Source organism: Janthinobacterium sp. ROICE36, from assembly GCF_002869965.1.
In the GTDB taxonomy this organism is placed as follows: Bacteria; Pseudomonadota; Gammaproteobacteria; order Burkholderiales; family Burkholderiaceae_D; genus Janthinobacterium.
Genome location: NZ_PEBS01000004.1, coordinates 93,075 through 114,055 on the forward strand (window position 1 = coordinate 93,075; position 20,981 = coordinate 114,055).

17 protein-coding genes and 1 other RNA gene are annotated in these 20,981 nt (G+C 62.2%); 17 read left to right on the forward strand and 1 reads right to left on the reverse strand.

What is annotated here, in order from left to right; all coding sequences use genetic code 11:
- Positions 1-66: 66 nt before the first annotated feature.
- Entirely contained in the window at positions 67-1,770 is a 1,704-nt protein-coding gene (locus CSZ94_RS03075) for a thiamine pyrophosphate-binding protein (RefSeq protein WP_102120152.1), read from the reverse strand.
- A gap of 200 nt (positions 1,771-1,970) precedes the next feature.
- On the opposite strand from CSZ94_RS03075, the gene rnpB reads away from it, so the two are divergent.
- The 17 genes from rnpB to CSZ94_RS03160 all read left to right on the forward strand — a co-directional run bounded on the left by rnpB (position 1,971) and on the right by CSZ94_RS03160 (position 20,981).
- Positions 1,971-2,325, forward strand: an RNA gene (gene rnpB / locus CSZ94_RS03080) — RNase P RNA component class A.
- A 660-nt stretch (positions 2,326-2,985) separates the two neighbouring features.
- Positions 2,986-3,414, forward strand: a complete 429-nt coding sequence (gene mraZ, locus CSZ94_RS03085) for a division/cell wall cluster transcriptional repressor MraZ (protein WP_071079390.1) — start codon at positions 2,986-2,988, stop codon at positions 3,412-3,414.
- A gap of 9 nt (positions 3,415-3,423) precedes the next feature.
- Complete coding sequence (rsmH, locus tag CSZ94_RS03090) at positions 3,424-4,401, forward strand: 16S rRNA (cytosine(1402)-N(4))-methyltransferase RsmH (RefSeq protein ID WP_102120153.1); 978 nt, start codon at positions 3,424-3,426, stop codon at positions 4,399-4,401.
- The gene (gene ftsL / locus CSZ94_RS03095; RefSeq protein WP_010394930.1) at positions 4,398-4,667 is read left to right on the forward strand and encodes a cell division protein FtsL; all 270 of its coding nucleotides are present in this window, start codon (positions 4,398-4,400) and stop codon (positions 4,665-4,667) included. The genes rsmH and ftsL overlap by 4 nt, the downstream gene beginning before the upstream one ends.
- Positions 4,667-6,445 carry a peptidoglycan D,D-transpeptidase FtsI family protein gene (locus CSZ94_RS03100; RefSeq protein ID WP_102120154.1) on the forward strand — a complete coding sequence of 593 codons (1,779 nt, stop codon included), beginning with the start codon at positions 4,667-4,669 and terminating at the stop codon, positions 6,443-6,445. Before ftsL ends, CSZ94_RS03100 begins: the two co-directional genes overlap by 1 nt.
- A gap of 8 nt (positions 6,446-6,453) precedes the next feature.
- Positions 6,454-7,962 (forward strand): UDP-N-acetylmuramoyl-L-alanyl-D-glutamate--2,6-diaminopimelate ligase, encoded by a 1,509-nt coding sequence (locus CSZ94_RS03105; RefSeq protein WP_102120155.1) that lies wholly within the window; start codon positions 6,454-6,456, stop codon positions 7,960-7,962.
- 17 nt (positions 7,963-7,979) lie between these two features.
- The gene (locus CSZ94_RS03110; protein WP_102120204.1) at positions 7,980-9,410 is read left to right on the forward strand and encodes a UDP-N-acetylmuramoyl-tripeptide--D-alanyl-D-alanine ligase; all 1,431 of its coding nucleotides are present in this window, start codon (positions 7,980-7,982) and stop codon (positions 9,408-9,410) included.
- 2 nt (positions 9,411-9,412) lie between these two features.
- Positions 9,413-10,588: a phospho-N-acetylmuramoyl-pentapeptide-transferase gene (gene mraY, locus CSZ94_RS03115; RefSeq protein WP_102120156.1), complete on the forward strand. Its 1,176-nt coding sequence runs from the start codon at positions 9,413-9,415 to the stop codon at positions 10,586-10,588.
- Entirely contained in the window at positions 10,588-12,144 is a 1,557-nt protein-coding gene (gene murD, locus CSZ94_RS03120) for a UDP-N-acetylmuramoyl-L-alanine--D-glutamate ligase (RefSeq protein ID WP_102120157.1), read from the forward strand. The genes mraY and murD overlap by 1 nt, the downstream gene beginning before the upstream one ends.
- Positions 12,144-13,355, forward strand: coding sequence for a putative lipid II flippase FtsW (gene ftsW, locus CSZ94_RS03125; RefSeq protein WP_102120158.1), 1,212 nt, complete (start codon positions 12,144-12,146; stop codon positions 13,353-13,355). Before murD ends, ftsW begins: the two co-directional genes overlap by 1 nt.
- Positions 13,352-14,446 (forward strand): undecaprenyldiphospho-muramoylpentapeptide beta-N-acetylglucosaminyltransferase, encoded by a 1,095-nt coding sequence (murG, locus tag CSZ94_RS03130; protein WP_102120159.1) that lies wholly within the window; start codon positions 13,352-13,354, stop codon positions 14,444-14,446. The genes ftsW and murG overlap by 4 nt, the downstream gene beginning before the upstream one ends.
- Before the next feature lie 10 nt (positions 14,447-14,456).
- Positions 14,457-15,860, forward strand: coding sequence for a UDP-N-acetylmuramate--L-alanine ligase (gene murC, locus CSZ94_RS03135; RefSeq protein ID WP_102120160.1), 1,404 nt, complete (start codon positions 14,457-14,459; stop codon positions 15,858-15,860).
- A gap of 1 nt (position 15,861) precedes the next feature.
- Complete coding sequence (locus CSZ94_RS03140; protein ID WP_180977342.1) at positions 15,862-16,830, forward strand: D-alanine--D-alanine ligase; 969 nt, start codon at positions 15,862-15,864, stop codon at positions 16,828-16,830.
- A gap of 1 nt (position 16,831) precedes the next feature.
- Positions 16,832-17,650: a cell division protein FtsQ/DivIB gene (locus tag CSZ94_RS03145; protein WP_102120162.1), complete on the forward strand. Its 819-nt coding sequence runs from the start codon at positions 16,832-16,834 to the stop codon at positions 17,648-17,650.
- Positions 17,651-17,695: 45 nt separating this feature from the next.
- Positions 17,696-18,928, forward strand: coding sequence for a cell division protein FtsA (gene ftsA, locus CSZ94_RS03150; RefSeq protein ID WP_010394955.1), 1,233 nt, complete (start codon positions 17,696-17,698; stop codon positions 18,926-18,928).
- 154 nt (positions 18,929-19,082) lie between these two features.
- Positions 19,083-20,291 (forward strand): cell division protein FtsZ, encoded by a 1,209-nt coding sequence (gene ftsZ, locus CSZ94_RS03155; protein ID WP_102120163.1) that lies wholly within the window; start codon positions 19,083-19,085, stop codon positions 20,289-20,291.
- Positions 20,292-20,474: 183 nt separating this feature from the next.
- Positions 20,475-20,981 carry a peroxiredoxin gene (locus CSZ94_RS03160; RefSeq protein ID WP_102120164.1) on the forward strand — a complete coding sequence of 169 codons (507 nt, stop codon included), beginning with the start codon at positions 20,475-20,477 and terminating at the stop codon, positions 20,979-20,981.

Sequence of the window (20,981 nt, forward strand, 5' to 3'; positions counted from 1 at the left end):
CCGCTGTCAAAAAGAAAAAGGCCCGGTATCGACCGGGCCTTTGTTATTTCTCGCCTTGCAAGCGGCTTAGTTGGCCAACTGCGCCTTTTCCGCCGTGGCGCGGATGGTGGCGAGTGTCGCGTTCGGCGTGATCAGGTTGCCGTCATAGCGCAGCTCGATCAAGGCTGGCAAGTTGTGCGCCTTGGCGTGCGCCAGGGCCCGCTGCAGCGCAGGGGCGAACTCTTCTGTCGTATTCACCACTTCGCCATGCGCGCCATACGCCTGTGCCAGTGCCGCAAAATCCGGGTTGTGCAGCGTTGTGCCCGAGACGCGGCCCGGGTAATCGCGTTCCTGGTGCATGCGGATGGTGCCAAACATCTGGTTATTGAAGACGATGATGACCACGCCCGCCTGGTATTGCACGGCCGTCGCCAGTTCCTGGCCATTCATCATGTATTCTCCGTCGCCGGCAAAGGTGATCACGGTGCGCTCCGGATGCACGATCTTCGCCGCCACGCCCGACGGCACGCCATAGCCCATGGCGCCGTTGGTCGGCGCCAGCTGCGTGCGCATGCCGCCGTAGCGGTAGAAGCGGTGCGCCCACGAGGCGTAATTGCCGGCGCCATTCGTCAGGATGGTATCAAGAGGTGCCTGCGCCATGATTTCCTGCGTCACTTGCCACAGATCCAGCGGCGCCTGGCCATCCTGGAAGATGGGCGGCTGCTCCTGGTAGGCGGCCAGCTCGGCCCTGGCTTCGGCTGGCGTATGTTTCCACACGGAAGCGTCGACGGCTGCCATGGCGGCCAGCATGGCGCAGACTTGCGGCATGCCGCTGTTGATCATCAGCTCGGCCTGGTAAACGCTGCCCAGCTCCTCGGCATCCGTATGGATGTGCACCAGGCGCTGGCGCGGCACGGGCGAGTCGAACAGGGTGTAGCCGCCCGTCGTCATTTCTCCCAGGCGCGGGCCGATGGCGATGACCAGGTCGGCATTTTTCACGCGCGCGGCCAGTTTCGGGTTGATGCCGATGCCGACGTCGCCGATGTAGTTCGGGTGGGCATTGTCGAGCAAGTCCTGGAAACGGAAGGCGCAGGCGACGGGCAAGTGGTTCGCTACCGCGAACTGTTGCAGGTCGGCGCAGGCTTGCGGTGTCCAGGTGGTGCCGCCCAGCAAGACCAGCGGCTGTTTCGCGGCGGCCAGCATGGCGCGCAGCTGCCGCACCTGGGCGTCTGAGGGGGACGCCTGCACGGGCTGGTAAGCGCGCGTGTCGGCGACAGTCGCCATGGAAATGAGCATGTCTTCCGGCAGGGCCAGCACGACGGGGCCGGGGCGCCCGCTGGTGGCGACCTGGAAAGCGCGCGCCAGGTATTCCGGGATGCGCTCGGCGCGGTCGATCTGCGCCACCCACTTGGCCATCTGGCCGTACATGCGGCGGTAGTCGATTTCCTGGAACGCTTCGCGGTCGACGAAATCATTGCCGACCTGGCCGATGAACAGGATCATCGGTGTGGAATCCTGATAAGCCGTGTGCACGCCGATCGAGGCGTTGGTGGCGCCCGGTCCCCGCGTGACGAAGCAGATGCCCGGCTTGCCCGTCAGCTTGCCGTAGGCTTCGGCCATGAAGGCGGCGCCGCCCTCCTGGCGGTTGATGATGAAGCGGATACCCGAATCGTGCAGGGCGTCGAGCACGTCGAGGTAGCTTTCGCCTGGCACGCCAAAAGCGGTGTCAACACCGTGGATCTGCAGGGCATCGACCAGGATCTGGCCGCCGGTACGGGATTGTTGCGTCATGTTCGGCTCTTTATATTCTAGTGGGGTGGCAAAGAAAATCGGGCAAGCGCTGCGCATGCGCTTGCATGCAAGCAGCTTGCCCCATTCTATGTGAGCCGATTTGGCCCGGCTTTTGAAATGGCGACACCGAATTACACAATCCCTCGACTGTCACACTGCGCTTTTGCAGAAACATGCTGCGGCGCGGTACAATGGCGGGTGAAGCAGGCCAGACAGTCGCTGGCCGGCGCAGCAATGCGCTGGCGGGAGGAAGGTCCGGACTCCATAGAGCGGGGTGACGGTTAACGGCCGTCCGCTGAAAGCCGCAAGCGCAGTTAGCCCATGGTATAAGGCGAGGAATAGGGCCACAGAGACGAGCGTATTAAGTTACGGTGAAACGCGGTAACCTCCACCTGGTGCAATTTCAAATAGGCACGCGATGATGCTGCTCGCGGAGCGTGCGGGTAGAAAGCTTGAGCGCCCGAGTAATCTGGCGCCTAGAGGAATGACTGTCATAGCGCCAACCTGCAAGGGAAGGCGCCGTAACAAAATCCGGCCTACCGGCCTGCTTCACTTGAATTCCTGCTCCCTGGCCTGCCGGGGAGCGTATCGGCCGCAGCGGTTTGCCTGCTGCGCGCCGCCAAAAAAGCCCCGCGACGGGGCTTTTTTTGTTTCTAAAATGATAGCATTCAAGATAAAGTTGTATATACAAATAAAATGAACAATTGGTTAAAGTTTCTTGAATCGAATTAATTGCTGCAATGCAAAAAAAGTTTTCCTGCGACAGGCCGGCCCCGCGAAACAGGGCCGATACGCGCGATGGACGCAATTTTTTTGCTTTAAACCAAGTCTTTCTCTGCGGCTAATTGCTGTTGTGCCTGGATGACGAAACTATTGTCATATGTCAACTAACTGTAAAAAATTCCATTTTTCGATTTCGTTTTTTTCGATGTTTACGGTAGGAAAACACATGTGTGCAGATGAGGTAGCACATTCACTATCTTTCATAAGTATCTAATTTATCGATATATTTTTATTTGAGACTCCTTCAACGATATGCGCTAAGTCCTTAATTTCATTAATAAAATTCCTGTTTTGCCAATCGGAAACCGCTTGACCACTATCTTTGCTTCCTCTAAAGTGGGCAACTGTGTGAAAAAGTGTGTTTTTGTGGGAAATTTTCCCTTTTCATCGTGATGCACAAGCGTCGCAACCCAAGCTCAAAAAAGGTCTTTCGTGTTTCAAGGCGCGTCCGCAATCAATCTCGATGCCAAAGGCAGGATGTCTATCCCTGCCAAGCACCGTGACGCGCTGGCGATTCAATGCGAAGGCCGTTTGACCCTGACCAAACACCCCGATGGCTGCCTGCTGTTTTTCCCCCGTCCCGTGTGGGAAAGCCACCGCCAGCAAATCGCCGCCTGGCCCATGTCGGCGCGCGCCTGGCAGCGCATCTTCCTGGGCAACGCCGTTGACGTCGAGCTGGACTCGGCAGGCCGCGTGCTGATCTCGCCCGAATTGCGCAACGCCGTTGGGCTGTCGCGCGAAGTCATGATGATCGGCATGGGCAGTCACTTTGAAATATGGGATGCCGCCAAGTTGGCCGACAAAGAACAGCAGGCGATTGATGCCGGCACCCCCGATGTACTTTCCAATTTTTCTTTCTAAGGCTCCGTAATGACACAACTCACGGTGCCGGAATTTCAGCATCGCACGGTGCTGCTCGATGAAGCGGTCGATGCGCTCGATCTGTCGGGCGACCGCGCGCACGGCATTTACGTCGATGGCACGTTTGGTCGCGGCGGCCATAGCCGATTAATTTTGTCGCGCCTGGCGCCCGACGCGCGCCTGATCGGCTTCGACAAGGATTTGCAGGCCATCGCCACGGCCGAACAGATCGACGACCCGCGTTTCCAGATCGTCCACGACAGCTTTGCCACCATGACGGCCAGCCTGGCCGAACGTGGCGTGCAGCAGGTGGACGGCATCCTGCTCGACCTGGGCATCTCGTCGCCGCAGGTCGACGATGCGGCGCGCGGTTTCAGCTTCCGCAATGACGGACCGCTGGACATGCGCATGGATACCACGCGCGGCATCTCTGCGGCCGAATGGCTGGCGGTGGAGACCGAGCAGAATTTAGAGAAAGTGATACGCGATTATGGGGAAGAACGGTTTGCTTTTCAGATTGCAAAGGCGATTGTTGCTGGCCGGGCAGTCCAGCCAATTTCAAGCACACGACAGCTTGCCAGCATCGTGGCAGGCGCCGTCAAGACCCGCGAGAAGGGTAAGGACCCCGCTACCCGCACCTTTCAGGCCATACGCATTTTCATTAACAAAGAGCTCGAGGATCTCGAGATCGGGCTGAACCAGGCGTATGCCTGCCTGGCGCCCGGCGCGCGCATGGCCGTGATCAGTTTTCATTCGCTGGAAGACCGCATGGTCAAGCGCTTCTTCGCCTCGAAGGCGAACGTGGAGCAGCCTGACCGCCGCCTGCCGATCCGCGCGGTGGACTTGCCGCAGCCGGAAATGAAGCTGATTTTGAAGATGAAGCCGTCCGATGCCGAGGTCGAGGGGAATCCCCGCTCGCGTTCGGCCGTGATGCGCGTGGCGCAGCGCCTGCCGCTGGTAGCCCCTGCCAATGGCGGATCCCGATGACTGGCAAGCTGTGTGTCGTGCTGTCGGCCCTGCTGGTGTGCTGCGGCCTGTCGCTGGTGAACGCGCAGTATCAGTCGCGCCATCTGTTGATCGACCTGGAACGCGCGCAAGCGCTGTCGCGCCAGCTCGACATCGACTGGGCGCAGCTGCAGCTAGACCAGTCGACCCTGGGCAAGCATGAACGCATCGAAGCGATAGCACGGCGCGACCTGAGCATGACGCCGCTGACGGCGGCGCGTACGCAATACCTGACGGAGGGTGAATAATGAAGTTGGGCGGTAACAGCAACGGCCGGGTGGCTGCATCGAAAGGCGTGCCATTCTCGAAGAACCCCGTACTGGCAGTGCGTCTGCCCGTCTGGCGTTCGCGCGTCGTGCTGTTCCTGCTGTTCTTCGCTTTCGCCGGTCTGGGCGCGCGCGCCCTGTGGCTGCAGGGCGTATCGACGCAGTTTTTGCAAAAGCAGGGCAAGGCGCGCTACGAGCGCACGCTGGAACTGCCGGCCACGCGCGGCAAGATCACCGACCGCAATGGCCAGGTGCTGGCGTCGTCCGTGCCAGTAAAAGCCATCTGGGCCATTCCCGACGACGTGCTGCAGGCGTCGCCCGAGAAAATCAATGCGCTGGCCGGCCTGCTGGAAATGAACGTCAACGAATTGCGCAAGAAGCTCGATTCGGACCGCAGCTTCGTCTACCTCAAGCGCCAGGTCGAGATGGACGTGGCCGATAAAATCTCCAAGCTGGGCATCGACGGCATCGACGAGCGCAAGGAATACAAGCGCTTTTATCCACAGGGCGAAGTGATGACCCACGTGGTGGGCTTTACCAACGTGGAAGACGTGGGCCAGGAAAGCATGGAACTGGCGCAGCAGAAAACCCTCGTCGGCACCACCGGCAGCCGCCGCGTGATCAAGGACCGCCTGGGCCACATCGTCGAAGACATCGGCTTCATCCACGAACCGCATGACGGCAAGGACCTGACCCTGTCCGTCGACAGCAAGATCCAGTACATCGCCTTCACGCAATTGAAGGAGGCGGTGGAGAAATTCAACGCCAAGGCTGGCGGCGCCGTGGTGCTCGACGTGCACACGGGTGAAGTGCTGGCCCTGGCCAACTACCCCAGCTACGACCCGAACGACCGCCGAAAGCTCACGGGCCAACAGCTGCGTAATCGCGTCATGACCGATACCTTTGAGCCTGGTTCGACCCTGAAACCGATCACGGTCTCGCTGGCGCTCGACACGGGCCGCGTCAAGCCGACCACCCTGATCGATACGGGGCCTGGCCGCTACACCATCGCCGATCGCACGATTACCGATACCAAGCCGCACGGCGTAATCAATGTCTCCGAAATCATCGAGATGTCGTCGAACATCGGCACCTCGAAAATTGCGCTGGGCATGCCGGCGCAGGAAATGTGGGAAATGTTTACCAAGGTGGGCTTCGGCCAGCAGCCGAAATGGGGCTTCCCCGGTGCCGTGGCTGGCCGCGTGCGGCCGTATAAATCGTGGCGCCCTGTGGAACAGGCCACCATGAGCTACGGTAACGGCATTTCCGTCTCGCTGATCCAGCTGGCGCGTTCTTACATGATGTTCGCGCGCGACGGCGATACGATTCCATTATCGTTCCAGAAGGTCAATGAACTGCCCGTGGGCCAGCAGGTGATCAAGCCGAAGACGGCCGCCGAAATGCGCGCCATGCTGGAGCTGGTGGTCTCCGGCGCGCACGGCTCGGCCAAGCGCGCGCAGGTCGCCGGCTACCGCGTGGGCGGCAAGACGGGTACCGCCTACAAGGTGGAAAACGGGCGCTACGCAATGCCGCGCAAATACATCGGCTCTTTCGTGGGCATGGTGCCGATGTCGGCGCCGCGCTTCATCATTGCCGTGATGATCGATGAACCGACCGGCGCTGCCCACTATGGCGGCCAAGTCGCCGCTCCCGCTTTCGCAGCGATTGCGACCAACGCGCTGCGCGCAATGAACGTACCGCCCGATTCCTCCGTTACCGAAATCGTGGTCCCGGCCAATGCCGGCCCGGAGGCCATGTGAAGTCACTCATGACCATACAAGACATCAGTTTGTGGATCAAAGCGGCTGCCCCGTCCGGGCAGCTGACGTCCGATTCGCGCCGCGTGCAGCGCGGCGACGTGTTTTTCGCCTACGCGGGCGCCACCCAATTCATCGATACCGCCATTCAGCAGGGCGCCGTCGCCATCGTGCATGATGCCGTTGAATGGAACGCCGCATGGGATGTGCCGCATCTGCTGGTCGGCGACCTGAAACGCCTGGCTGGCCCCGTGGCACATGCTGTTTACAACATGCCCGACAGCGCCATTTTCAGCGCCGGTGTGACGGGCACGAATGGCAAGACTTCGTGCGCGCTATGGCTGGCGCAGGCCCTGGCACGCCTCGGAGAAACCTCGTCCGTCATCGGGACTCTGGGCATGGGCCTGTGCAAGCCGCGCGGCGCCATCGAATTCGACGTGACCGGCTACACCACGCCTGACGCCGTGCTGCTGGCGCGTAAACTGGCCGCCATGCGCGACGCCGGCGCCAAGGCCGTCGCCATCGAAGTGTCGTCGATCGGCCTGGACCAGGAGCGCGCGGCCGGCATGCATTTTGATGTCGCCATGTTTACCAACCTGACGCGCGACCATCTTGATTACCACTGCGACATGGCCACCTACGAGGCGGCCAAAGTCAAGCTGTTCGACTGGCCCGGCCTGAAAACGGCTGTCATCAACCTCGATGACCCCATGGGTCTGCGCCTGGCGCGCCACGTGGATGGCAAGCTGACGGGCGAGTATCCGGTCATTGGCTATACCTTGCAGGATGCCGCCAGCCAGCCGGACCTGCCTGGCGTGCTGATGCTGCGCGCCAGCCAGTTCCGTAGCCGCAATGCAGGTACCGACTTCCACCTGGAATGCGCGCTGGGCGTGGCGCTGATCAAGACGCAACTGGTGGGTCACTTCAATATCAGCAACGCGCTGGCCGTGCTGGGCGCCTTGCTGGCGCATGGCACCGGCCTGCGCGCCGCCATCGACGGCATCGAATCCCTGCAGCCGGCCCCAGGCCGCATGCAGCAGGTGGGTGGGCAGGAAGCGCCGATGGTCGTCATCGATTACGCGCATACGCCGGACGCCTTGGCCAAAACCTTGGCAGCCTTGCGCCAGGTGGCGCAGGAACGGGGTGGCCAGCTGTGGTGCGTGTTCGGCTGCGGCGGCGATCGCGATCCGGGCAAGCGTCCGCAGATGGGCGCCATCGCGCAGTTGGCCGATCACGTGCTGGTCACCAGCGACAATCCGCGCAGCGAAGACCCGCACGCCATCATCGCGCAGATCGTCGCCGGCATGCGTGCAGACGGCCCGCAGCCGCAGGCCATCGAAGACCGTGCCGCGGCCATCCTGTCGGCCATCAAGCACGCGGCCAAGCCGGACGTGATCCTGCTGGCGGGCAAGGGCCATGAGCCGTACCAGGAAATCAAGGGCAAGAAGCTGCCGTTCTCCGATGCCGACCATGCGCAGCTGGCCCTGTCCGCGCGCCTGACCATGATGAGGACGAACTGATGGTGATGGATCACCTCATGCATGCAGGCCTGGCAGAGCTGATGCCGTCGCTGGACGGCGCGCAGCTGACAGGCGACGCCGTCTTTGATGGCGTCTGCACCGACAGCCGCAGCGCCCAAGCCGGTTCGCTCTTCGTTGCCCTGCGTGGCGAGAGTTTCGACGCGCACGACTTCCTCGACCAGGTGGCCGCGCGCGGCGTCGCCGCCGTGCTGGTCGAGCGCTTGCCTGCAGGCTGGGACAGTGGCAAGGTGCCAGCCATCGTGGTCGCCGATACCCTGCTCGCACTGGGCCGCATCGCCCATCACTGGCGCTGCCGTTTCAGCCTGCCCGTCATCGGCGTCACTGGCAGCAACGGCAAGACCACCGTCAAGGAAATGATTGCATCCATCCTGGCGGCTGCTTTTGGCGAAGAAGGCCGGCTGGCCACGCGCGGCAACCTGAATAACGAAATCGGCGTGCCCCTGACCCTGTTCCGCCTGAACGCCGGGCACAAGGCTGCCGTCATCGAGATGGGCATGAACCATCCGGGAGAAATTGCACGCCTGGCGGGGATCGCCGCGCCGACCCTGGTGATGGTCAACAACGCGCAGCGCGAGCACCAGGAATTCATGCACACGGTGGTAGCGGTGGCGCGCGAGAACGGCGCGGCGCTGGCGGCCCTGTCCGACGATGGCGTTGCCGTCTTCCCGCATGGCGATGAATTCACTCCCCTGTGGCGCGAGCTGGCCGGCGCGCGCGCCGTCATCACCTTCGGCCTGTCGAAGGACGCCGATGTGAGCTGCACGCACCGTGGGGCCGAGGATTTTGGCAGCGACATGTTCGTCAGCGTGCGCGCGCAGGACGGCAGCTTGCGCCAGTTCTTTGTCGGCTTGCAGGCAGCGGGCGACCATAATGTGCGCAATGCGCTGGCCGCAGCGGCATGCGCCGTTGGTGCGGGCATCGCCATCGAACATATCAAGCAGGGCCTGGAGGCGTTCGCGCCCGTGAACGGCCGCCTGCAGAAAAAACGTGCCGCCAATGGCGCCACCATCATCGACGACACGTATAACGCCAATCCGGATTCGGCGCGCGCGGCTATCGATGTGCTGGCGCAGGCCGCGGCGCCGCGCATCCTGGTGCTGGGCGAGATGGGCGAAGTCGGCACGCAGGGGCAGCAGTTCCACGAAGAGATCGGCGCCTACGCAGCCATCAAAGGCATCGAATACGTGCTAGCGACGGGCGGCCTGGCGCGCCATCTGGTGAGTCCGGCGCAGGCTGCCGCCAGCCAGGAATCGGGCACGGTCGTGGAGTATTTCGAACAGTTCGACGGCTTGCTGGCGGCGCTCGATGCGCATTTGTCCGGCCGTTCGGATGCAACAGTATTAATCAAGGGCTCCCGTTTCATGAAGATGGAACGGGCCGTGCAGCATTTGATTGGTTCAAACAACAATAACAAGGAAGCTCACTAATCATGCTGCTCTGGCTCGCTCATTATTTCCAGGACGACATTGGCCCATTGCGGGTCTTTAACTTCATCACTTTCCGCGCCGTCTTCGCCACCCTGACGGCGATTTTGATCGGCCTGTGCGCCGGTCCCGCCGTGATCCGCATGCTCACGCGCATGAAGGTCGGTCAGGCCGTGCGCACGGACGGTCCGCAGACGCATCTGAAAAAACACGGCACGCCGACCATGGGCGGTGTGCTGATACTGATCGCCATCGGCATTTCCACCCTGCTGTGGGCCGACCTGTCGAACCGCTTCATCTGGCCAGTGCTGATTGTCACGCTGGGCTTTGGCGCCGTCGGCTGGGCTGACGACTACCGCAAGGTGGTGCACCAGGACCCGGAAGGCATGCGCTCGCGCGAAAAATACTTCTGGCAGTCGCTGATCGGCATCATCGCCGCCTTTTACCTGGCGTTTTCCGTCTCCGTGTCGGAACCCGACGCGGGCCACGTGTGGAATCTGATCTACGCCTGGGTGCAGTCCGGCTTCGCCATGGATTTGCCGCCCAAGGCCGATCTGATCGTCCCGTTCTTCAAGACCATCAGCTATCCACTGGGCGTGTGGGGCTTCATCGCGCTGACCTACTGCGTCATCGTCGGCACCAGTAATGCCGTCAATTTCACCGATGGCCTGGATGGCCTGGCCATCATGCCGACCGTGATGGTGGGCACGGCCCTGGGCCTGTTCGCCTACCTGACGGGCAACGCCACGTATGCGCGCTACCTGTTCATCCCGCATATCCCGGGCGCTGGCGAACTGGTGATCTTCTGCGGCGCGCTGGCCGGTTCCGGCCTGGCCTTCCTTTGGTATAACACGCACCCCGCGAAAGTGTTCATGGGCGATGTGGGCGCGCTGGCCCTGGGCGGCGCGCTGGGCACGGTCGCCGTCATCGTGCGCCAGGAAATCGTCCTGTTCATCATGGGCGGCATCTTCGTCGTCGAAACGCTGTCCGTGATTATCCAGGTCGTCTGGTTCAAGTACACCAAGAAGCGCTATGGCGCCGGCCGCCGGGTTTTCCTGATGGCGCCACTGCATCACCATTTTGAACAAAAAGGCTGGAAAGAGACGCAGGTTGTCGTGCGTTTCTGGATCATCACCATGATGCTGGTGTTGCTCGGTCTGACCACCTTGAAGCTGCGCTGATGATGTACGACGCTAAAACCGCACTGGTACTGGGCCTCGGGGAGTCGGGGCTGGCCATGGCCCTGTGGCTGGCCCGCAGCGGTGCGGCCGTGCGCGTGGCCGATACGCGCGAGGCACCAGAGCGCCTGGCTGCTTTGCAGGCCGCCGTACCGCAGGCGCAATTCATCGCAGGCGCCTTCACGGCCGACCTGCTCGACGGCGTCGATTTTGTCGCCGTCAGCCCCGGCCTGGCGCCGCAGCGCGAACTGGCTGGAATCGCGCCGGCCGCCTTGGAAAAAAGTATCCCCGTGTGGGGCGAGATCGAACTGTTCGCGCAGGCGCTGGCGGCGTTGAAGGCGGAGCGCGGCTATGCGCCGAAAGTGATTGCCATCACGGGGACCAACGGCAAGACGACGGTGACCAGCCTGGTAGGCCTGCTGTGCGAACGCGCAGGTCTGGCCACGCGCGTGGCCGGCAATATCAGCCCGGCGGCGCTGGACGTGCTGCGCGAAGTGCTCGATGCGGAACCGGCGCCGCTGCCGGTGGATACAGAAGCTGAAGCAGCGGAACCCGTCGCCAGCACCTTGCCGCAAGCATGGATACTGGAGCTGTCCAGCTTCCAGCTGCACACGACGTTCAGCCTGCAGGCCGATGCGGCCACGGTCTTGAATCTGTCGCAGGATCACCTGGACTGGCACGGCGACATGGCCTCCTATGCGAGCGACAAGGCACGCATCTTCGGCGGCCAGACCGTGCGCGTCCTGAACCGCGACGATGCTGCCGTGATGCACATGGCCGATCCGCTTGCGGAAACCATCACCTTTGGCACGGGCGAGCCGCTTGAGGTGGACAGCTTTGGCCTGGTCAATGAACGGGGCATCTTCTGGCTGGCGCAAGCCGTGCCCAGTGAAGAAGTCATCGAGAAAAAACGCAGGAAGAACGATCCGGCACCGGAACCGGTGCCGACGATGGCAAAGAAACTGATGCCGGCCGATGCGCTGAAAATCCGTGGCCAGCACAATGCCTCGAATGCGCTGGCGGCGCTGGCCCTGTGCCGCGCCATTGGTCTGCCATTCGCGCCACTGCTGCACGGCTTGCGCGAATACCAGGGCGAGCCGCACAGGGTGGAACTGATCACGGCCGTGGCTGAAGTCGAATACTACGACGACAGCAAAGGCACCAACGTGGGCGCGACAGTGGCCGCGTTGTTCGGCCTGGGCAAGGCGTTTGGCGGCGCGGAACAGCGTTTGGTGCTGATCGCCGGCGGCGACGGCAAGGGACAGGATTTCTCGCCGCTGGCTGAACCCGTGTCGCGCTATGTGCGTGCCGTGGTGTTGATCGGCCGTGACGCGCCGGCCTTGCGCACGGCCCTGGAGCCTGCCGGCGTGGATATCATCGACTGCGCCACCTTGCCGGAAGCCGTCAAGCGCGCCAGCAGCCTGGCCCTGGCCGGCGATGCCGTGCTGCTGTCGCCCGCATGCGCCAGCCTGGACATGTTCAAGAACTATGCGCACCGCGCGCAGGTGTTTGTCGACGCCGTGCGCGACATCGCCCTGGAAAACGGACAGGATATCTGATGGCCTTCCAACTGCCCTTCCGCTTTGGTTCCGGCTCGGCTGTCAAGCCGCTGGATAGCCGTGCGCGGCAGTCGAAGATGATGGACTATGACAAGCCACTGGTGTGGGTCGTCCTGCTGCTCATGTTGCTGGGCATGGTGATGGTGTATTCGGCTTCGATCTCGCTGTCGGACGCGCGCAAGTTTGCCGCCTACACGAACAATTATTTCGTCGTGCGCCAGGGGCTGTTCATCGGCGTGTCCATCATCGTCGGCGCGCTGGTGTTCCGCATCCCCGTCGCCACCTGGCAAAAGATCGCACCGTGGCTGTTCATCGGCACCCTGGTGCTGCTGGTGATGGTGCTGATACCGGGTCTGGGCGTGTCGGTCAACGGCGGCCGCCGCTGGCTGAACCTGCCGGGCCTGCGGCCGCAGCCGTCCGAGCTGATGAAGGTGGTGATGGTGCTGTACGCCGCCGATTACACGGTGCGCAAGCAGGAATACATGCACAAGCTGACCAAGGGCTTCATGCCGATGGCGCTGGCCGTCAGCTTTGTCGGCCTGCTGCTGCTGATGGAGCCAGACCTGGGCGCTTTCGGCGTGATCGTTTGCATCGCCATGGGCATCCTGTTCCTGGGCGGCGTCAACGCCATCTGGTTCGGCGGCATTGGCGCCATGCTGACGGCGATTTTCGTCACCATCATCGCCTTGTCGAAATTCCGCCGCGAGCGGTTTTTTGCGTATCTCGATCCGTGGCAGGAAGACAATGCGCTCAACAAGGCCTACCAGCTGACGCACTCGCTGATCGCCTTCGGGCGCGGCGAACTGTTTGGCGTGGGCCTGGGTGGCAGCGTGGAAAAGCTGCACTACCTGCCTGAAGCGCATACGGACTTTTTGTTGGCCGTGATCGGCGAGGAACTGGGCCTGGTGGGCGTCCTGATCGTGATCGGCATGTTCTACTGGATTATCAAGCGCGCCTTCGATATCGGCCGCCAGGCGATCGCCATCGACCAGACCTTCGCGGGTCTGACGGCGAAAGGTATCGCCATCTGGATCGGCGTGCAGACCTTCATCAACATGGGCGTGAACCTGGGCCTGCTGCCGACCAAAGGGCTGACCTTGCCCCTGATGAGTTATGGCGGCACGGGCGTACTGATTAACTGTATCGGCCTGGCGATCTTGCTGCGCATCGATTATGAAAACCGGATCCTGATGCGCGGAGGCCGGCTATGAACAATGTGACGAACTTGAAAACGACGAAAAGGCTGATGATCATGGCGGCCGGTACCGGCGGCCATATTTTCCCGGGCCTGGCGATTGCGCAGACGATGCGCGCGCGCGGCTGGGAAGTGAGCTGGCTGGGCACGACCCATGGCATGGAACAGGAGCTGGTGCCGAAAAGCGGCATTCCCATGGATGCCATTGCATTCTCCGGCATGCGCGGCAAGGGTCTGGCGCACACCATCCAGGGCGGCTTCAAGATGCTGGCGAGCTTTTTTGCCATCCGCCGTTTCATCGCCAGTCGCAAGCCGGACGTGGTGATGGGCATGGGCGGCTACGTTACCGTGCCGGGCGGACTGATGGCGCGCCTGAAGGGCGTGCCGCTGGTGCTGGTCAATGCCGACGCGGCGCTGCTGCTGTCGAACAAGACGCTGCTGCCGCTGGCACAAAAGGTTTGCTTCGGTTTTCCCGCCGATTTTGGCAGCGCTGCGGGCAAGGCCGTCGTCACGGGCAATCCCGTGCGCGCGGAGATCCTCGCCATGGCGCCGCCGGCGTCCCGCTTTGCGGGCCGCAGCGGGCCGCTGCGCATCCTGGTGGTGGGCGGCAGCCTGGGCGCGAAAGCGCTGAACGACAATCTGCCCGCTGCGCTGGCCTTGATGCCGGAGGGCGAGCGTCCGCTGGTGACGCACCAGTCGGGCAAGAAGAATATCGACGCCCTGCATGGCGCGTATGCGCAGGCGGGCGTGCAAGCCAATGTGGTCGATTTCATCGACGACATGGCCAAGGCGTATACCGAGGCCGATCTGGTGATTTGCCGTGCTGGCGCCATCACCCTGTCGGAATTGACGGCGGCCGGCGTGGCCAGCGTGCTCGTGCCGCTGGTGGCGTCGACCACCAGCCACCAGCGCGACAATGCGCAATGGATGGCGAAGCAGGGCGCGGCGATTCATTTGCCGCAGACGGAAATGAGTGCGGCGTCGCTGAGCGCGATGCTGGCGTCCTTGACGCGCGACAGCTGCCAGCAGATGGCGCAAGCGGCACTGACAGCAGGCAGGCGCGACGCCAATGAGGCGATCGCACACGTATTGGAAAAACTGGCATGAGGTTAGCTCTGTGAAGCATAAAGTAAACAATATCCACTTTGTCGGCATTGGCGGCAGCGGCATGAGCGGCATCGCCGAAGTGCTGGTCAACCTCGGCTACAAGGTGTCGGGCTCGGACCTGGGCAGCAACGCGGCAACGCAGCGCCTGACGAGCCTGGGCGCGACCGTCATGCTCGGCCACGCGGCCGAGAACATCGGCGACGCCGATGCCGTCGTGACGTCGGGCGCCGTCCCGCAAGACAATCCGGAAGTGGCGGCCGCGCGCGCGCGCAAGATCCCGCTGGTGCCGCGCGCCGTGATGCTCGGTGAATTGATGCGTTTGAAACGCGGCATCGCCATCGCCGGCACGCACGGCAAGACGACGACCACCAGCCTGGTCGCTTCGGTGCTGGCGCAGGGCGGTCTCGATCCTACTTTTGTGATCGGTGGACGCCTGACCAGCGCCGGCGCGAACGCCAAGCTCGGTTCGGGCGACTACCTGGTGGCCGAAGCCGATGAGTCGGACGCCTCGTTCCTGAACCTGACGCCGATGATCGAAGTGATCACGAATATCGACGCCGATCACATGGACACTTACGAGCACGATTTCGAAAAGCTCAAGCAGGCGTTCGTGCAGTTCACGCACCGCCTGCCTTTCTATGGCCGCGCCATGCTGTGCATCGACGATCAGCACGTACGCGCCATCATCCCGTTCGTCACCAAGCCGGTCACCACTTATGGCTTCGCGGAAGACGCCGAAGTGCGCGCCATCAATGCGCGCGCCGTGGGCCTGGAAATGCATTTCACGGTGCTGCAGGAAGGCTATCCTGATCTCGACGTGGTGTTGAACCAGCCTGGCATGCACAATGTGCAGAATGCTTGCTCGGCGATCGCCATCGCGCGCGAAATTGGCATCGCCGACAGTGCGACGCAGCAGGGCCTGGCCGAGTTCTCCGGCGTGGGCCGGCGCTTCACGCGCTATGGCGACGTGGCGCTGCCGAGCGGCGGTACTTTTGCGCTGGTCGACGATTTCGGCCACCATCCGGTGGAAACGGAAGTGACCCTGGCCGCTGCGCGCGCTGCCTATCCTGGCCGCCGCCTGGTGCTGGCTTTCCAGCCGCACCGCTACAGCCGCACGCGCGACCTGTTCGAGGATTTCGTCAAGGTGCTCGGTGCGCCCGACGTACTGCTGCTGTCCGAAGTGTATGCGGCTGGCGAAGCGCCTATCGTCGCTGCCGATGGCCGCGCCCTGGCGCATGCGCTGCGCGCGCGCGGCAAGATTGAACCGATTTTCGTCGAGTCCATGACGGACATGGCCGACACCATCATGAGCGTTGCGCGCGACGGCGACGTCGTGCTGACCATGGGAGCCGGCTCGATCAGCGGCATCCCGCAACAACTGACAACGTATCAATCTCACACTGTAAAGGCCTGACGTGAACCAAGCTTCAGCTATCGACGTTAAACAATTGGGCAAAGTCGGCGTCCTGTTCGGCGGCCGTTCGGCCGAGCGCGAAGTGTCGCTGATGTCCGGCGCGGGCGTGCTGGCCGCTCTGAAAAGCCATGGCGTGGATGCGCATGGCTTCGATACGGGCGAACGCAGCCTGGCCGAACTGGCCGCTGAACAATTTGACCGCGTCTTCATCGCGCTGCACGGGCGCTTTGGCGAAGACGGCAGCCTGCAGGGCGCGCTGGAGCAGCTGGGCATTCCCTACACGGGCAGCGGCGTGATGGCGTGCGCGGTGGGCATGGACAAGGTCTATACCAAGATGATCTGGCTGATGCACCAGTTGCCGACGCCGCAGTACGCGGTGCTCAATGACAGTTCCGACCTGGCCAAGGTCGCAGCGGAACTGGGCTTGCCGCTGATCGTCAAGCCGCCACACGAAGGCTCGACCATCGGCATCACCAAGGTCAGCGAGGCGGGCGCCTTCCAGGCCGCCTATGACATCGCCGCCGGTCTCGATGACTCGGTGCTGGCCGAGGAATTCATCACGGGCCGCGAATTCACCGTCGCGATCCTGGGCAAGGGCGCCACGGCGCGCGCGCTGCCTGCCGTGGAAATCGTCGCGCCACAAGGCAATTACGATTACCAGAACAAGTACTTCACGGACGATACGCAATATTTCTGCCCGCCGCAGCTGGACCAGGCAATCGTGGCGGAAATGGAGCGCATCGCCGTGGCAGCCTACCGCGCCCTCGGCTGCGAAGGCTGGGGACGGGTCGATGTGCTGATGCGCGCGGCCGACAGCAAGCTGTTTTTGCTGGAGGTGAATACCTCGCCCGGCATGACGGGGCATTCGCTGGTGCCGATGGCGGCGCGCGCGGAAGGCACCAGCTATGAAGACCTGTGCCTGGAAATCGTCGCCGGCGCAAGCCTGAAAATGCACAAGGGACAGCGCTGATATGTGGCATGACGCTAAAAGCCTCAATACGACTGCCAACGGCTTGCTGGCCGCGGTTCTGGTCGTGTGCGTGGCAGCCGGCGTCTGGTGGGTGTCGCAGCGTCCCATGTTCGACCTGCGCACCATCAAGGTGGAAAGCGCGGACGACAAGGGCCTGCGCCACGTGAATTACCTGACCCTGCGCAGCGGCACTCTGGGCCGCATCAAGGGCAATTTTTTCACGACCAACCTGGAAAGCGTACGCAGCGTGTTCGAATCGGTGCCTTGGGTGCGGCGCGCCAGCGTGCGACGGGAGTGGCCGAACCAGCTGATCGTGGCGCTGGAAGAGCACGAAGCGCTGGGAACCTGGGGCGAGGATGGACGCCTGCTGTCGGTCAAGGGCGACGTGTTTACGGCCAATGTGGCCGAAGCCGAAGATGACCACGAATTGCCTGCCTTCGCCGGCCCCGATGGCAGCGAGAAGGAAGTATTGGCCACCTATGTGCAGCTGGCAAAGTGGTTTTCACCGCTGAAGATGGTGCCGGAAACCCTGTCGCTGTCGAGCCGCTATGCATGGACCGTGAAACTGGATAATGGCATGAGCGTGGCGCTAGGGCGCGAGCAGAATCATACGACCCTGAAGGCGCGGGTCGACCGGCTGGTGGGCATCTACCCGCAGCTGGCGAGCCGGCTGGAGAATATCGACACGATCGATATGCGCTACCAGAATGGCCTGGCGCTCAGTTCCGCCGGCCTGGTGATACCGGCCGAAGGCAAAGACGGCAAGCCGGCAGCGCCGATCAAGAAGAAAAATGGCAGTCCGATTAAAAAACCGACTTAACTTAATAATCAATTTAGCAATAGCCCAAAAAATTAGGCGACAGAAATGACAAAAGACGCGAAAAACCTGATCGTCGGCCTCGACATCGGCACCTCGAAAGTGGTGGCGGTGGTAGCCGAAGTGATGTCCGACGGGCGCCACGAAGTGATCGGGCTGGGCCAGCACGAATCGAAGGGCCTGAAAAAAGGCGTGGTGGTCAATATCGAGGCCACGGTGGAGTCCATCCAGCGCGCGCTGGAAGAAGCCGAGCTGATGGCCGACTGCAAGATCCGTAATGTCTATGCGGGCATTGCAGGCAGCCATATCCGCAGCTTCAATTCCAGCGGCATGGTGGCCATCAAGGACAAGGAAGTGACGGCCACCGACGTGGCGCGCGTCATCGAGACGGCAAAAGCGGTTAACATTCCGACCGATCAGCAATTGCTGCACACGGTGCCGCAAGAGTTCATCGTCGACAGCCAGGAAGATGTGCGCGAGCCTATCGGCATGAGCGGCATCCGCCTGGAGGTGAAGGTGCATATCGTCACCGGCGCCGTGTCGGCAGTGCAGAACATCGTCAAGTGCGTGCGCCGCTGCGGCCTGGAAGTATCGGACCTGATCCTGCAGCCGATGGCGTCTGCCGATGCGGTGCTCACGCCCGATGAAAAGGAACTGGGCGTGGTGCTGATCGACATCGGCGGCGGCACGACCGATGTGGCGGTATTCTCCGATGGCGCGATCCGCCATACGGCAGTCATTCCCATCGCCGGCGACCAGATCACCAACGACATCGCCATGGCCTTGCGTACCCCGACCGCGGAAGCGGAAGAAATCAAGATCCGCTATGGCGTGGCCAAGCAGGTCCTGGCCGATCCCGGCGAATCGCTGGAAGTGCCAGGCCTGGGCGACCGCGGCCCGCGCAACCTGTCGCGCCAGGCGCTGGCGGCAGTGATCGAGCCGCGCGTCGAGGAACTGTTCGCAATGGTGCATCAGGTGGTGCGCGAATCCGGTTATGAAGGCGTGCTGTCGTCGGGTATCGTGCTCACGGGCGGCACCTCCATCATGCCTGGCATGGTGGAAATGGCAGAGGATATTTTCCTGAAACCGGCGCGCCTGGGCACGCCCGAGTATCGGGGCCAGCTGGCCGACGTGGTGCGCAGTCCGCGCTATGCCACGGTATTGGGCCTGCTGCTGGAAGCGAAGAAACAATACCTGCGCGGCCACATCGTGACGCGTCAGGACGGCTCGGTGAAGGCAGTCTGGCAGCGCATGAAGGAATGGTTTTTAGGGAATTTTTAAGGGCGTATTTCAGGCCCGGCAGGTCAGGTTTTTTGGCAGCATCGCAGGTATACAAACATAACTTTATTTTATATTTAACCGCAGTTTTCAATCTCCAGTTCTCCTACCAATATGAGGCCTGGCGCTTGGAAACCGCATCTGATAGGAGCACATCATGGAGTTCGATATGGTCGATAACACAGCTTTAGGTACCGTCATCAAGGTCGTCGGCGTCGGCGGTGCGGGTGGCAATGCAGTCCAGCACATGATCAACAAAGGCATGTCGGGTGTGGAGTTCATTGCCGCCAACACCGACGCACAGGCCCTGTCGACATCGAAGGCCCACAACATTATCCAGATCGGCGATACCGGTCTGGGCGCAGGCATGAAGCCTGCCGTCGGCCGCCAGCTGGCCGAAGAATCGCGCGCGCGCATCGCCGATGCGCTGCGCGGCGCGCACATGGTCTTTATCGCTGCCGGCATGGGCGGTGGCACGGGCACGGGCGCTGCGCCTATCGTGGCCGAAGTGGCCAAGGAAATGGGCGCGCTGACGGTCGCCGTGGTATCGAAGCCCTTCTCGTACGAAGGCCAGAAGTGTATGGACATCGCCGACGAAGGCCTGGAGCAGCTGTCTCTGCACGTCGATTCGCTGATCATCATCCTGAATGAAAAACTGGAAGAAATCTACGAAGACGAAAGCATGCTGGAATGGATGCAGCACGCCGATGATGTGCTCAACAACGCGGTGGCCGGTATTGCCGAGATCATCAACGTGCCGGGTCATATCAACGTCGACTTCAACGACGTGAAAACCATCATGGGCGAGCAGGGCAAGGCCATGATGGGCACGGCAACCGCTTCCGGCGTCGACCGCGCGCGCATCGCCGCCGAACAAGCTGTCGCTTCGCCGCTTCTCGATGGCATCGACCTGTCCGGTGCGCGTGGCGTGCTGGTCAACGTCACGGCCAGCCGTGGCCTGAAAGGGAAAGAGATCAAGGAAGTCATGGCTGCCGTGCGCGCGTTTGCCGCGCCGGACGCGTCGATCGCGCAAGGTATCGCCTACGACGACGCCATGGGCGACGACATCCGCGTCACCGTGGTGGCCACGGGCCTGGGCCGCGCGAAGAAAAACATCCAGCTGGTACCGCAACAAGTGCTGCGCACCGGCACCCATAACGGCCCGTTGACCCCGTCGGCTGCCATGGGTAGCGCGCAGGCAGCGACCACCACCGTGGGCGTGGCGACGCCGGCAGCCGGTTTCGACGGCATGAAGGCGCCGGCAGTATGGCGCCGCGAATCGGCTTCCGAGCAGGTGCGCGCGATGGAAAAGAATGGCATGGAAACGTATGACATTCCAGCTTTCCTGCGCAAACAAGCCGATTAAGGTGGTTTGATGCAAGCAAGCACGACGGCGGCCTGAGGGCCGCCGTTTTTTTTGTCGATTTTTGACTTTTGCCTTTGCCTTTACGGCCACTTTCTGCACAAATACGGCAAGTCAGGCATACTATTGCGCAGTGTCGGCATCATGCCGGCAGCATCCTCAACCGACAGTATACAAGGAGTCAACATGACCATCAAGATCGGCGACACCCTGCCAGAAGGCACCCTGGCTGAATTCATCGAAAGCGAAACCGAAGGTTGCGCACTGGGCCCGAACACGTTCAACGTGCAAGACCTGGTCAAGGGCAAGAAGATCGCCATCTTCGGCCTGCCAGGCGCCTACACCCCGACCTGCTCCGCACAGCACGTACCAGGCTATGTGCAGCACGCTGCCGAACTGAAAGCCAAAGGCGTCGATGAAATCTGGTGCATCTCCGTCAACGACGCGTTCGTGATGGGCGCCTGGGGCCGCGACCAGAAAGCCACCGGCGTCGTGCGCATGATGGCTGACGGTAATGCCGCCTACAGCAAGGCCCTGGGCCTGGACGCCGATTTTTCCAAGCACGGCATGGGCACGCGCTCGCAGCGCTACTCGATGCTGGTCGACAATGGCGTCGTGACGCAATTGAACGTCGAGCAGGGTGGCAAGTTTGAAGTGTCGAATGCCGAGACGCTGCTGGGCCAGTTGGCTTAA

Excerpts from the sequence above, each read along its gene's own strand:
- rsmH (WP_102120153.1), top strand. The coding sequence starts at position 3,424 with ATGACACAACTCACGGTGCCGGAATTTCAGCATCGCACGGTGCTGCTC.
- CSZ94_RS03145 (WP_102120162.1), top strand. The coding sequence starts at position 16,832 with ATGTGGCATGACGCTAAAAGCCTCAATACGACTGCCAACGGCTTGCTG.
- murG (WP_102120159.1), top strand. The coding sequence starts at position 13,352 with ATGAACAATGTGACGAACTTGAAAACGACGAAAAGGCTGATGATCATG.
- mraY (WP_102120156.1), top strand. The coding sequence starts at position 9,413 with ATGCTGCTCTGGCTCGCTCATTATTTCCAGGACGACATTGGCCCATTG.
- CSZ94_RS03075 (WP_102120152.1), bottom strand. The coding sequence starts at position 1,770 with ATGACGCAACAATCCCGTACCGGCGGCCAGATCCTGGTCGATGCCCTG.
- CSZ94_RS03100 (WP_102120154.1), top strand. The coding sequence starts at position 4,667 with ATGAAGTTGGGCGGTAACAGCAACGGCCGGGTGGCTGCATCGAAAGGC.
- ftsZ (WP_102120163.1), top strand. The coding sequence starts at position 19,083 with ATGGAGTTCGATATGGTCGATAACACAGCTTTAGGTACCGTCATCAAG.
- murD (WP_102120157.1), top strand. The coding sequence starts at position 10,588 with ATGATGTACGACGCTAAAACCGCACTGGTACTGGGCCTCGGGGAGTCG.
- ftsL (WP_010394930.1), top strand. The coding sequence starts at position 4,398 with ATGACTGGCAAGCTGTGTGTCGTGCTGTCGGCCCTGCTGGTGTGCTGC.
- ftsW (WP_102120158.1), top strand. The coding sequence starts at position 12,144 with ATGGCCTTCCAACTGCCCTTCCGCTTTGGTTCCGGCTCGGCTGTCAAG.
- CSZ94_RS03105 (WP_102120155.1), top strand. The coding sequence starts at position 6,454 with ATGACCATACAAGACATCAGTTTGTGGATCAAAGCGGCTGCCCCGTCC.
- CSZ94_RS03110 (WP_102120204.1), top strand. The coding sequence starts at position 7,980 with ATGCATGCAGGCCTGGCAGAGCTGATGCCGTCGCTGGACGGCGCGCAG.
- ftsA (WP_010394955.1), top strand. The coding sequence starts at position 17,696 with ATGACAAAAGACGCGAAAAACCTGATCGTCGGCCTCGACATCGGCACC.
- CSZ94_RS03160 (WP_102120164.1), top strand. The coding sequence starts at position 20,475 with ATGACCATCAAGATCGGCGACACCCTGCCAGAAGGCACCCTGGCTGAA.